The following is a 12646-nucleotide window of genomic DNA, read 5'->3' as shown; positions in this document are numbered from 1 at the left end:
AATTTGTTAAGGTTGGGTCATGAATTTTGTCTTCTGTCTTTATCTAGATAATAATTCTTTTTCTGGCGATACATGTCTAAATCGGCGCGTTTCAGCATTTCCTCCATACGTTCATCTGTATGGTTAGTGGCATAGCCAATCGAAAGACTGATTGGTTGATTGGAATAGAATTGATTATCCACCAGTAATAATTCTTGCAAACTTTGCAAACAGTTTTGCAGGGCAGCTTCATCTGCTCCCGGTAAAAGAATTACAAATTCGTCGCCACCGATACGGGATGCTGAATAGGGGGTATGTTGAATCAGTTGGTTGAGAATATTACCCATACGACGTAATACACTGTCACCCGCATCATGTCCCAAACTGTCATTTAGTTCTTTTAAACCATTTAAATCCATAAATATGCAGGATACAGGGCGTAGTATATTGCGTTCCAAACGATTCAGTTCAGCCATGTAAAAAGAACGGTTGCATAGTTTGGTTAGTACATCATGCTTGCCTAAATATTCAAGATAATGTTCAGCTTTTTTACGTGCCGTAATATCTGTCAATGCAACCTGAACAATACTCCAGTCATCCAGATAATCGGGAAATACGGTAAATTGTAATAAGACGTGGCGAATGCTGCCATCAATGGCGTAATTGACTGCTTCACGTTGATGGTGAAGGAGACCATTCCAGAGTTCAATCAGCTGCTCGCGAAAAGTTTGCAGCATTTCCTCGGCAAAGACTTTATGAATATTTTTGAATAATACTTCTTTCGACGGAGCACCAAATAAATCGAGTGTTGCTTGATTGACATCGATGATGATGATCTCTTTGGCGCATTCGTTGACAAATTCAGGATGAACATCCAGAAAAGTTGTGAAATCTTCAATGCCCAGTTTACGTAACTGATCTAACTTAGTCTTAATCCGACTGAAATCTTCTACCCAAAGTGAAGTCGGGGAATAAGTAAAACGTGCCTCTGCAAGATGACGGCTTTGCTCTTCAAGACGACGGGCTTCAGTATAAGAGGTGATATCTTCTGTCGTAATTAATAGTAATGATAAATCATGTTCATGTTGCGGTAATACTTGACCTTTGAGCTGGATATCTAGCCGTTGGCCGGTCAGTGTGTAGTTAATGGCTGCATTAGAAAAATGCATTTCACCATTCCACAGTGCGACCAGTTCCGTGATATGGGTTTTACTCATGTCTTCTTTAAAAACTAAATCCAGATTTTGCGACAAATGTGCAAAATCTTGAGCTTGGAAAAGCTCAAGGGTTTTAGCGTTAACTTTGAGTAGTTTAATTTTACGTGCACATTCAAGAATACGGGATTCATCTTGTTGTAAAAAACTAAGCAGATCTTGAATACCTTGTTGACGCCAGACATCAAACTGTTTTTTGACTTCACTATAGTCTTCTAGCCACATGGCAATAGGAGACAGTTCAAAAAAGGGGGAATCCAACATATCCATTCAAGCAGCTCATCATTTTTTTTAACTTTTAAGTCTGCAGTATAAGGATAAAAAAATGATTTTAAAATAACGTGATAAAGAAAATGTTATGATTTATTTTTGAGAAATATGTCACAGATTTGTTGATTTTGAAAAAGCCAATTCGTGAATTGGCTTTGATATAGAAGATAGAAATTACCGGCTTTGTCTGCGAGCTTTATTTTCCGGTTTTGGTGCAGAAATTTCCCGTTCACCTTGCCAGACATCTATAAAGTCTTTTTCATTGATATTGTACAGTTCCAGTAAGGCCAAAATTACGCTACCAAACATGAGTGAATCTTCTGAATGGTCTTGCCAGTCAAAAATTTTACCGTTTAACACATGCAAAATGTCTGAAATTTCGAAATTTCGATCCCGACCATTACTGTCCGTTGGATACATTTGGGTATTTAGGATAATTCGCGCTGCACTTTTCTCATTTTCTGATAAATCCAGTTGAGTAATGACTTCCTCATCATGAGTAGAGAAAATGACTTCATCGGTAAATACGGTTCTTAAAAAATGCCGGGTCAGTTTGGGTAAAGCTCTTTCGACAAAAGGGCGGAATGAGCTGGGGAAAATGACATTATGAGAAATGCCCTTAAACATTGGCGCAATTTCTTCGGTTTTATAACCGGCAATCCCGCAGCCAACTGAAGTAATGAAATAGGTCATTTTCGGATGATTTTTGGTATAAATCTTAAAATCATCAACATAGTGCTGAATTTGCGACAAGGGCATTTGTTGCAAATGTTCATTCATGGTGGGAATGGCATAGCTTTGACCTGCCCAGCCACGACCTACGCCTTGCACAGCACCAAAGTGTTGCAGTGCGGTACGTGCAGCGCCACCTGCATGGTTGCCTGCCATGTTGCTGCCAAAAACAAAAACGGTATCTTCCGGTAAATTTTTGACAATGCTTTCGTCATGGTAATGGTAAGTCATAGGCTTTATTGTGATCAGGATACTTTGTTTCATGTTGCTATTGAATGTGAATGCGGTCAAGACAAAAATGTTGGATTTTTCTTATTTGGATGAGAAGGCTAAATAAAGGAATCTTTATATTGAATGTTAGCCCTGAGCCCTCATATTATTCAAACTGCATTTTTGTATAGAAGCTGAATAATATGTCGGATAGTCATCAACCTTTTGATTTAGTGACCAGCTATCAACCTGCGGGTGATCAGCCACAAGCCATTGAAAAATTAGTCAAAGGTGTTCAAAAAGGCTATCACGACCAATTATTATTGGGGGTCACCGGTTCAGGTAAAACCTATACCATGGCCAATGTGATTTCGCAGTTGCAGCGTCCGACCATTGTCATGGCACATAACAAAACCTTGGCTGCGCAGTTGTATGGCGAGTTTAAGTCATTTTTCCCGAATAATGCGGTGGAATACTTCGTCAGCTATTATGACTATTATCAGCCAGAAGCTTATGTGCCTTCTTCCGATACGTTCATTGAAAAAGATTCTGCGATTAATGATCATATTGACCAGATGCGTCTTTCAGCAACCCGTTCATTATTAGAACGCCGCGATGCGATTATTGTCGCTTCGGTTTCTGCCATTTACGGTTTGGGTGATCCGAATGCCTATATGAGCATGTTGTTGCATATAGTACAGGGTGACCGGATCAGCCGCGATGACATTATTCGCCGTCTGGTGGAAATGCAATATACCCGCAATGAACTGGAATTCTTGCGTGGTACTTACCGTATCCGTGGTGAAATTATTGATATTTTTCCGGCTGAATCGGATCAGGATGCCATTCGGATTGAACTGTTTGATGATGAAGTGGATTCGATTCGCTGGTTTGATCCTCTAACTGGGAAAATGGTGCGTAAAGTTCCGCGAGTGACTATTTATCCTAAAAGCCACTATGTCACCCCGAAAGATAATTTACAGCGTGCGATTGGTACTATTCGTGAAGAACTGAAAGAGCGTCTGGGTTTCTTTCGCGCGAATGATAAACTGCTGGAAGCACAGCGCATTGAACAGCGTACCCGCTATGATCTGGAAATGATGCAGCAGTTGGGCTATACCAATGGTATCGAAAACTATTCACGACATTTGTCTGGCCGTCCAGCCGGTGAAGCACCACCGACATTATTTGATTATATTCCCGATGACGCCTTGCTGATTATTGATGAATCGCATGTTACGGTTCCGCAAATTGGTGCCATGTATAAGGGCGACCGTTCGCGCAAAGAAAATCTGGTGAATTATGGTTTCCGTTTACCCAGTGCCTTGGATAACCGTCCGATGCAGTTTGAGGAATGGGAGCGCATTGTCCCGTCAACGATTTATGTCAGTGCAACGCCGGCAAAATACGAACTGGAAAAATCGGAGCAGATTGCCGAGCAGGTGGTTCGTCCAACCGGACTGGTCGATCCTGAAATTGAAATTCGCCCGGTACTGACTCAGGTCGATGACGTGTTGTCTGAGATCAATATCCGCAAGGAACTGGATGAGCGGGTTCTGGTGACCACGTTGACCAAGCGTATGGCCGAAGATTTAACCTCATATTTAAAAGAATACGGGGTCAAAGTGGCTTATTTACATTCAGATATCGACACGGTGGAACGAACCAAGATTATTCATGAACTGCGTAGCGGTGTGCATGATGTGCTGGTCGGTATTAACCTGCTGCGAGAAGGTCTGGATATGCCGGAAGTATCGCTAGTAGCCATTCTGGATGCAGACAAGGAAGGCTTCTTGCGTTCTGAACGATCCCTGATTCAGACCATTGGCCGTGCTGCGCGTAATGTAAAAGGTAAGGCCATTTTATATGCAGACCGCATTACCGATTCCATGCAGAAAGCGATGGATGAAACAGAGCGTCGCCGTAACAAGCAGATCGAATTTAATACCCTGCATGGCATTACACCACGTAGTACCAAGCGGCAGAACACTCAGGATATTGATACCGGTGAAGTGCTGACCGATGATCAGATTGATGAAAAAATCTCAGATCAGGCGCGTGCACTAAGTGCAGATGAACGTCATATCTTGGCAGATCCTAAATTGCTGGCCAAACATTTGTCAAAACTGGAAAAGGAAATGCTCAAGGCATCGAAAGAATTGCAGTTTGAACAAGCGGCCAGACTGCGTGATGAGATTGTGCGTCTGAAGGCACAAATGCTTAGCTAGTTGGATGATTTTTATTGCAAAATCAGTACATAACGCTACAGTAACTTAAAGTAGGAATCGTTATTTTCTAAAAGTATATACTTTTTAAAAACTAAAATTTGGACTGGAAAGGTATCTGTATGACAACGAATAATCTTCCCAAAGCCAGCTATAAACTGGCGAAAATTGCGATTGGTGGAGCTGTATTAATTGGTTTGGGTGTCGCGACCATGGCCTATGCTCAGGCTAAGCCTTTAGCAACGGTAGAAAAGGTCGAGCTGGATAAATACCTGGGGGTCTGGTATGAAGTGGCTCGTAAACCAATGTACTTTCAAAATAAGTGCGCTCGAGATGTGAGTGCAACTTATACGCTGAACGAGAACGGCAATATTGCTGTAGATAATCGTTGCTACACTCAAGATGGGAAGTTAACTCAGTCTATAGGTGAGGCCTTTGTACAAAATGAACCTTTTAACAGTAAGTTAAAAGTGAGTTTTTTACCTGAAGCGGTACGGTGGTTACCGGTAGGGCGTGGAGATTACTGGGTATTGAAATTGGATGAAGACTATCAAACAGTATTGATTGGCGAGCCACGTCGTAAATACCTGTGGGTATTGTCACGCACACCGCATCCTGAACAAACAGTCATTAATGAGTATCTGGAATATGCAAAATCAGTGGGCTATGACTTAAGTGATGTGATTCGCACTAAACAGACCACGAAATAACAGTTTCATTATTTTAACAAATGTTCAAAACCATGCTTAGGCATGGTTTTTTATTTGCTAATATAGTTATTCGATGAAAAGTGAATTATCCATTATTATGGATCATGCTAAGTGAGTGATTAAAGTGAAACAGACCCTAGAGGTAAACGATGTATAAAGGCGTGGCTTTGTCGGTATTGGCATCGGTGACTTTTGGTGTGTTGTATTTTTATACTCAATTCCTGAAACCTTTGGACAGTGAGCAGACTTTTGCTTGGCGTATGTTGGCAACATTGCCTTTTTTAACACTGTTTATGTGGTGGTCTGGTGATTTGCAACATATTGCCCAGATTTTTAAACGAATTTTGAAGCAGCCCGCTTTTTTGCTGTGGTTGATTTTTAGTTCATTGCTTTGTACTACGCAGCTCTGGTTATTTTTGTGGGGACCCATCAATGGTCGTGGCCTGGAAGTCTCACTGGGGTATTTTTTATTACCTTTGGTGATGGTGTTGGTCGGCTGTGTACTCTATAAAGAAAAACTGTCGAAATGGCAGCTCGCAGCCGTGGTCTTAGCAATTTTAGGCGTAGGGCATGAACTGTGGAGGATTGGTAGTATTGCATGGGAAACCATGTATGTCGCATTAGCTTATCCTCTATATTTCTTTTTACGCCGTATCTTTAAAACGGATCATTTAGGTGGTTTTTGGTGGGATTTATTTCTCATATTGCCAGTAGCTTTCTATCTAGGATTTATTCATAGTGATAGTTTGGGCTTAATGGCTCATTTTCCGCATCTGATTCTGGCCGTGATTGGTCTGGGTTTTTTGAGTGCGCTTGGACTGGGCAGTTATATTTTGGCCAGTCGATATTTACCCTTTGTGATCTTTGGGTTACTGAGTTATTTAGAACCGGTGCTTTTGGCATTTGCGTCGATTGTTTTAGGCGAACGCGTCGAGGCAGGGGAATGGCTGACCTATATTCCGATCTGGATTGCCGTGTTGTTGTTGGTGATTGAAGGCGCTCTTCATCTTATTCAGCAAAAGCGTAAACAGCAGACTTTGCACCAAAATATCGAAAATTATCAAGATCGTTGCAATAAGCCTGAATAAGGCTTTGAGATTGTAGATATAGCTTTGTTTGATAAAACAACATTTACATAAAAAATATTCTTTTCGGTAGAAAATTTAGTTTTTGGCGTTTTAACAGGAAAATCATAAAAATAATTACAACTATTTTGTAAATTTATAGTGAATATACAGTAAAAAGCTCATTGGAAATTCAGCTTTTGATTCAAAGTTGCTGATAATTCCTTTACAATTGTCGGGTTTTGAAATTTATGCCTAGATATACAATTAATTAGAGGACGTATCTGTGAGCAAAGACACTATCATTGCCCTACATGCAGAGCACCAAGGTCGCTGGAAAAACCGTGAAGAAATCGCGGAACGTATGATTGCCTTACTGGGTCAGTTATATCGTGAAAAAAATATTGTAACTTCAGTATTTGGTCGTTCTTTAGTTAACCGTTCAGTGATCCAGATTCTAAAAGCTCACCGTCGTACACGCGTAATGGACGTTGAACTTTCTGTTGTTCATACTTTCCCAATTCTTGAAGCTTTGGCAAAAGTTGAAAACATCGGTTCTGCTGAAATCGATTTGGGTAAACTTGCTGTTGAATATAAAGAAAAAGGCGGCGATGTAGATGCATTCGTTGCTGATGCTGTTAAATCTTTAGAAGGCAATGCCACTGCTGTAGAAAGCAAAGACGTTGTACTTTACGGTTTCGGTCGTATCGGTCGTATCCTTGCACGTTTAATCATTGGTCAATCTGGTCTTGGTCGTGGTTTAAGCTTGAAAGCGATCGTTGTTCGCAAATCATCTGATGGTGATCTGGAAAAACGTGCTTCTTTATTGCGCCGTGACTCAATCCATGGTCCGTTCGCTGGTACGATTTCTGTAGATGAAGAAAACGAAGCAATCATTGCAAATGGTAACTTCATCAAAGTGATTTATGCTTCTAATCCATCAGAAGTAGACTACACTGCTTATGGCATCAACAATGCTCTTGTGATTGATAACACGGGTAAATGGCGTGATGCAGAAGGTCTTGCTCAGCACCTTCAATGCCCAGGCGCTGCACGTGTAATCTTGACTGCACCTGGTAAAGGTGACATGAAGAACGTTGTATACGGTGTGAACCAGGCTGACATTCTTGATGAAGATACTATTATCTCTGCTGCAAGCTGTACCACTAACGCCATCACTCCAACACTTAAAGTGTTAGAAGACAAATACAAAGTGTTGAATGGTCACGTTGAAACAGTTCACTCGTTCACAAATGACCAAAACTTGATTGACAACTACCATAAAGCGGACCGTCGTGGCCGTGCTGCAACATTGAACATGGTGATTACTGAAACTGGTGCTGCTAAAGCGGTTGCTAAAGCACTTCCAGCACTTAAAGGTAAATTGACTGGTAACTCGGTACGTGTTCCAACTCCAAATGTTTCATTGGCTATTCTGAACTTGACACTTGAGAAAGAAGTTGATCGTGAAGAAGTGAACGAATACATCCGTCAAATCTCAATCAACTCTAACCTTCAAGGTCAAATTGGTTATACCAACTCAACTGAAGTGGTATCTTCTGACTTCATCGGTTCGCGTACTGCAGGTGTATTTGATGCGCAAGCAACAATCACTTCAGGCAACCGTTTAACTTGCTACGTTTGGTATGATAACGAAGTGGGTTATAGCTGTCAGGTATTACGTATCGCTGAACAAATGGGCGGCGTAAGCTATCCAAAAATTCCTGCTGAAACAAATGCATAATTTGTAAAGTAGAATTGAAAAAGAGCCTCAATTGAGGCTCTTTTTTTGTTTTTAATATGCTGTTGAAAAAAGTTATGAGGGAAAAATTGGGGGATTTGTTCTGTATATATGCAAGATCATTTCATTTCTATCTATAGAAATCTTTTATAAGTCAAAAAATGTTTAAGATTAAATTTTTTAAAATCAGCACTGCCTCATTAGATGGATTCTATTTTTGATACCTTCGTGTAGGCAATACGGCTACTTTTGAAAGGTCAAAATGAGGATCTTAAAATATATTTTAAGTCCGCAAGAAAAACCTTTTGTTTCCCATACACGACATCCTGAGCCAATTTAAAGCATTGCTTTAAAATATAGCGCAAGGGATGGGAAACGTGTGGCATCCATGCCACACTCATGAATTTAATACCTGCTCAAATCTATTTTTTTATTTAGCCTTACAAGCATCGTATAGCCATTGAAAAATGATTTATAAAACAAGTCTTGTCTTTAAAAAATCAAACATCGGATTTTTATCAAGATGAGTTAACTCATCTGGTAAATCGGTCAGGGCTTATTTATGCAACAGTGCTTTGACTGTATCTTGAATACGGGTGCTTTGATGTCCAATCAAATTTTCCAAATCTTTGCTTTCGCTAAACATGGCACCTTGAGCAGCCTGAATATCAGCATCGACAATGACATCAACTAGACCAGCGGGTAAGCCTGCTTGGATTAAGCCTTGGGTATATTCTTCCGCGCTGAGGTCGTGGTAACTGATCTCTTTATTCGCTGCTTGACTGATAAATCCTGCTAAATCCGAGAGCGTAAAACTTTCCGAGCCGGCAAGTTCATAGATTTTATGATCATGACCTTCGGAACTTAAAACTTTGGCAGCGGCTTCAGCATAGTCCTGACGTGAGGCGGAGCTGATTTTACCCTCTTGAGCAGCCCCTAAAAGTGTTCCCGTTTCAACCGTGTGAGCGATCCCTGCAAGGTAGTTTTCGCTATACCAGTTGTTGCGTAAAAAGGTGTATTTCAAGCCACTGGCCTGAATGAGGGCTTCTGTTTCGCGATGTTCCTGTGCAAGGCCAAGAGGGGACGTATCTGCACGAAGTAAGCTGGTATAGGCAATATAGGGCACGCCCGCCTGTTTTGCAGCATCAATGACTGCTTTGTGTTGTGGGGTGCGACGGCCGATTTCATTGGCCGAAATAAGGAGCAGTTTATCAATGCCGTGTAATGCCGGAGTTAAAGATTCTGGCGCGTCATAATCAAAATGACGTACTTCGATACCCTGATTTTTTAAATCTTCTGCTTTGCCTGAGTTTCGAACCAGAGCCACAATATTTTCGGCTGTAGTTTCTTTAAGTAACTTTTCTATCACCAGTTGACCTAGCTGACCGGTAGCGCCTGTAATTGCAATTTTCATATTTTCACCATTTCTGTTGTGTGTTTTTTAATCGATATGTTATTATCTTATTTTCAAAACTTACTAAATGAAAGTACGTACTAAAAAGTAAGTAAATTACGGTTTGGAGAGAATTGATGAATACCTATGCCACCAGCAAATTATTAGGTCAAGTTTTATCCACGGAGTGCCCATCACGTGAAATTCTGGAGCATCTGACCAATAAGTGGTCGGTGCTGATATTACGTTGTCTGAGTGATGGCGTACATCGTTTTAGTGAGCTGAAACAGCGCATTGAAGGGGTGAGTGAAAAGATGTTATCGCAAACCCTGAAAATGCTGGAACAGGATGGCTTTATCCTGCGTACGGTCTATCCGGTCGTACCACCAAAAGTGGAATATCAGTTGACGATACTGGGTTCTCAAGCTGCAGAAAAAATGAATTACCTGATTGGATGGATTGAAAAAAGTTTGCCTGAAATTGTTGAAAATAAAGAAAAGCTGCATAAGTAAGGATTTTATTTGATTGGATTTAAGTACGTTTTTTATTCAATAAAGGCCTAAAATGATTGTCATAAAATCCATAGACTGTATCAGATCCATTTTGCTGAATGAAATTTATGTGCTGACTGAATAAATCTATTCGAGAAATGCTTTAAAATATGGCAGAATAGGCGGTTTTAAAGTTTTTAGAGGATTGGCATTATGCGCTTTGTTGATGAAGCAGTCATTACCGTAGAGGCTGGCGACGGTGGCAATGGCGTAGCCAGTTTTCGCCGTGAAAAGTTCGTACCATTTGGCGGTCCAGATGGTGGTGATGGTGGTCGTGGCGGCAGCATTTATATTCAGGCTGACGACGATACCAGCACCCTTGTAGATTATCGTTATACACGTAAATTCCGTGCAGAACGTGCAAAAAATGGTCGCGGTGCAAACTGTGCCGGCCGTGGCGGTGAAGACACCGTATTATTGGTTCCAGTTGGAACAACCATTGTAGATACAGAGTCTGGCGATATTATCGGTGACTTGGTTGCTGATGGTCAGCGTGTATTGGTTGCAGCCGGTGGTGATGGTGGTTTGGGTAATACCCACTTTAAATCTTCTACCAACCGTTCACCACGTAAATGTACCCACGGTGCCAAAGGTGAATACCGTGAAATACGTTTAGAACTTAAAGTATTGGCGGATGTTGGCTTGTTAGGTATGCCTAACGCGGGTAAATCGACCTTTATTCGTGCAGTTTCTGCTGCAAAACCAAAAGTTGCAGATTATCCATTTACCACCATGGTGCCAAACCTGGGTGTGGTTGATGCCGATAGTCATCGCTCATTTGTGATGGCGGATATTCCAGGACTGATTGAAGGTGCATCTGAAGGTGCGGGTCTGGGTATTCGTTTCTTGAAACATTTGGCACGTACCCGTATTTTGTTGCACATTGTTGACGTTCAACCGATTGATGGTTCAGATCCAGCGAGCAATGCTAAAGCCATTTTGAATGAGCTGAAAAAATTCTCACCAACTTTGGCAAAATTGCCTGTGGTACTGGTGCTGAATAAGGTAGACCAACTTGCCGAAGATACCCGTGAAGAATGGTGTAACCATCTTCTTGAGGAAATGCAGTGGGAAGGCCCCGTATTTAAAACTTCAGGCCTAATGTCTGAAGGGACTAAAGATGTTGTGTATTACCTGATGGATGAAATCGAGAAACAACGTGAGCTCGAAGCTGAAGATCCTGAATATGCAGCACAAGTGAAAGCGTTCCGTGACCAGCTTGAAGCTGAAACACGTGAACAAACCATTGCAGCGAAAGAAGCGTATCGTGAAATGCGTCGTCAACAACGTCTTGCCGGTCTATTGGGCGACGATGATGAAGATGATGACGGTGATGATGGCGAAATGGAAGTGTACTACGTACGTTAAACTCTGAAATATGAGTAACTGAGGACAAGATGATAGAAGTGGTAGATGGGCAACGTCAGCTCAAGGGTTGTAAACGAATCGTTGTTAAGATCGGATCATCTTTACTCACAGCAAACGGAACAGGTTTAGATTTAGATGCAATCTCGCATTGGGCGAAACAGATTGCAGATCTACACAATGCAGGACACGAGATTATTCTGGTGTCTTCCGGTGCTGTGGCTGAAGGTATGGTGCGAATGAAACTTGAGCATCGACCCACCGATCTACCCAGTCTTCAGGCCTGTGCTGCCATTGGTCAGATGGGGCTGATTCAGACCTGGTCGAGTGTATTGGAAAGTCACCGCATACAAACCGCTCAGGTATTGTTAACCCATGATGATCTGGCAGACCGTCGTCGCTATCTCAATTCATGTGATGCCTTGCAGAACCTGATTGAATGGCGTGTGATTCCGGTGATCAATGAAAATGACACCGTATCTACCGATGAAATCCGCTTTGGTGATAATGATACCTTGGCCGCAATGGTGGCTGGTCAGGTACATGCCGACTTGCTGATTATTTTGACCGATCAGCAAGGCATGTTTGATTCTGACCCGCGTTCTAATCCGGATGCCAAACTGTTCCACACCGTTCGTGCATTGGATGAAAGCCTGTTTGATATGGCCGGTGGTGGCGGTAAATTTGGTCGTGGCGGTATGCTGACCAAAGTACGTGCTGCTCGTTTGGCGGCAAAATCTGGCTGTCCAACTTTAATTGCCAGTGGTGAAAGTGATCATGTGCTGGCGCGTCTGATGTCTGGTGAATTACTGGGTACCTTGTTTATTACCGACAATGACCGTATTACTGCCCATCAGCAATGGCTGGCTGCCCATCTGCAAACTGCTGGTCGTTTAGTCTTGGATGATGGTGCGGTAAAAGCGATCAAAGAAAACCATCGCAGTTTATTGCCGGTAGGTGTAAAAGCGGTGGAAGGTCATTTTGATCGTGGTGATGTGGTTGAGTGCGTAGACAAAGAAGGGCATCGCGTTGCGGTCGGACGTGTTAACTTCAGTTCACGTTCAGCTGAAATTGTCAAAGGTCTGGCTTCGGACAAAGTACATCAAGTCTTGGGTGAAGCGCGTTCACTGGAAATGATTCACCGCAACCATATGGCGATTTACTAATTTTGTAATTTATTGGAAAAATCCCG

General features: G+C 41.9%; 10 protein-coding genes. 7 read left to right on the top strand and 3 right to left on the bottom strand.

Annotated features, from left to right (window positions below):
• Positions 1 to 17 precede the first annotated feature (17 nt).
• On the bottom strand, positions 18 to 1463 hold the full coding sequence (locus FB6_RS04270) for a sensor domain-containing diguanylate cyclase (protein ID WP_174558807.1): 1446 nt from the start codon (positions 1461 to 1463) through the stop codon (positions 18 to 20).
• Between the two features lie 174 nt (positions 1464 to 1637).
• Positions 1638 to 2426, bottom strand: coding sequence for an A1S_2505 family phage non-structural protein (locus FB6_RS04265; protein ID WP_174558858.1), 789 nt, complete (start codon positions 2424 to 2426; stop codon positions 1638 to 1640).
• A 182-nt stretch (positions 2427 to 2608) separates the two neighbouring features.
• On the opposite strand from FB6_RS04265, the gene uvrB reads away from it, so the two are divergent.
• The 4 genes from uvrB (at position 2609) to FB6_RS04245 (ending at position 8148) form a co-directional block, all read left to right on the top strand.
• The gene (gene uvrB, locus FB6_RS04260; RefSeq protein ID WP_174558806.1) at positions 2609 to 4633 is read left to right on the top strand and encodes an excinuclease ABC subunit UvrB; all 2025 of its coding nucleotides are present in this window, start codon (positions 2609 to 2611) and stop codon (positions 4631 to 4633) included.
• Positions 4634 to 4752: 119 nt separating this feature from the next.
• The gene (locus FB6_RS04255) at positions 4753 to 5340 is read left to right on the top strand and encodes a lipocalin family protein (RefSeq protein WP_174558805.1); all 588 of its coding nucleotides are present in this window, start codon (positions 4753 to 4755) and stop codon (positions 5338 to 5340) included.
• A gap of 149 nt (positions 5341 to 5489) precedes the next feature.
• Complete coding sequence (gene rarD, locus FB6_RS04250; RefSeq protein WP_174558804.1) at positions 5490 to 6428, top strand: EamA family transporter RarD; 939 nt, start codon at positions 5490 to 5492, stop codon at positions 6426 to 6428.
• Between the two features lie 262 nt (positions 6429 to 6690).
• Positions 6691 to 8148 carry a glyceraldehyde-3-phosphate dehydrogenase gene (locus tag FB6_RS04245; protein ID WP_174558803.1) on the top strand — a complete coding sequence of 486 codons (1458 nt, stop codon included), beginning with the start codon at positions 6691 to 6693 and terminating at the stop codon, positions 8146 to 8148.
• Positions 8149 to 8701: 553 nt separating this feature from the next.
• On the opposite strand, the gene FB6_RS04240 is transcribed toward FB6_RS04245, so the two are convergent.
• On the bottom strand, positions 8702 to 9559 hold the full coding sequence (locus FB6_RS04240) for an SDR family oxidoreductase (protein WP_174558802.1): 858 nt from the start codon (positions 9557 to 9559) through the stop codon (positions 8702 to 8704).
• A 116-nt stretch (positions 9560 to 9675) separates the two neighbouring features.
• Between FB6_RS04240 and FB6_RS04235 the strand changes: the two genes are divergently transcribed.
• The 3 genes from FB6_RS04235 to proB all read left to right on the top strand — a co-directional run bounded on the left by FB6_RS04235 (position 9676) and on the right by proB (position 12620).
• On the top strand, positions 9676 to 10050 hold the full coding sequence (locus FB6_RS04235; RefSeq protein ID WP_174558801.1) for a winged helix-turn-helix transcriptional regulator: 375 nt from the start codon (positions 9676 to 9678) through the stop codon (positions 10048 to 10050).
• A 192-nt stretch (positions 10051 to 10242) separates the two neighbouring features.
• Positions 10243 to 11457: an Obg family GTPase CgtA gene (gene cgtA, locus FB6_RS04230; RefSeq protein WP_174558800.1), complete on the top strand. Its 1215-nt coding sequence runs from the start codon at positions 10243 to 10245 to the stop codon at positions 11455 to 11457.
• Between the two features lie 29 nt (positions 11458 to 11486).
• Positions 11487 to 12620 carry a glutamate 5-kinase gene (gene proB / locus FB6_RS04225; RefSeq protein WP_174558799.1) on the top strand — a complete coding sequence of 378 codons (1134 nt, stop codon included), beginning with the start codon at positions 11487 to 11489 and terminating at the stop codon, positions 12618 to 12620.
• The last annotated feature ends 26 nt before the right edge of the window (positions 12621 to 12646 follow it).

Origin of the sequence: Acinetobacter bouvetii, from assembly GCF_902753875.1 — a bacterium.
In the GTDB taxonomy this organism is placed as follows: Bacteria; Pseudomonadota; Gammaproteobacteria; order Pseudomonadales; family Moraxellaceae; genus Acinetobacter; species Acinetobacter bouvetii_A.
The sequence above is the reverse complement of the archived record's forward strand: the minus strand, read 5'-3'. Positions and strand labels throughout refer to the sequence as shown.

Coding starts and splice junctions, on each gene's coding strand:
- uvrB (WP_174558806.1), top strand. CDS start 2,609: ATGTCGGATAGTCATCAACCTTTTGATTTAGTGACCAGCTATCAACCT.
- FB6_RS04240 (WP_174558802.1), bottom strand. CDS start 9,559: ATGAAAATTGCAATTACAGGCGCTACCGGTCAGCTAGGTCAACTGGTG.
- FB6_RS04265 (WP_174558858.1), bottom strand. CDS start 2,426: ATGACTTACCATTACCATGACGAAAGCATTGTCAAAAATTTACCGGAA.
- proB (WP_174558799.1), top strand. CDS start 11,487: ATGATAGAAGTGGTAGATGGGCAACGTCAGCTCAAGGGTTGTAAACGA.
- cgtA (WP_174558800.1), top strand. CDS start 10,243: ATGCGCTTTGTTGATGAAGCAGTCATTACCGTAGAGGCTGGCGACGGT.
- FB6_RS04270 (WP_174558807.1), bottom strand. CDS start 1,463: ATGGATATGTTGGATTCCCCCTTTTTTGAACTGTCTCCTATTGCCATG.
- rarD (WP_174558804.1), top strand. CDS start 5,490: ATGTATAAAGGCGTGGCTTTGTCGGTATTGGCATCGGTGACTTTTGGT.
- FB6_RS04235 (WP_174558801.1), top strand. CDS start 9,676: ATGAATACCTATGCCACCAGCAAATTATTAGGTCAAGTTTTATCCACG.
- FB6_RS04255 (WP_174558805.1), top strand. CDS start 4,753: ATGACAACGAATAATCTTCCCAAAGCCAGCTATAAACTGGCGAAAATT.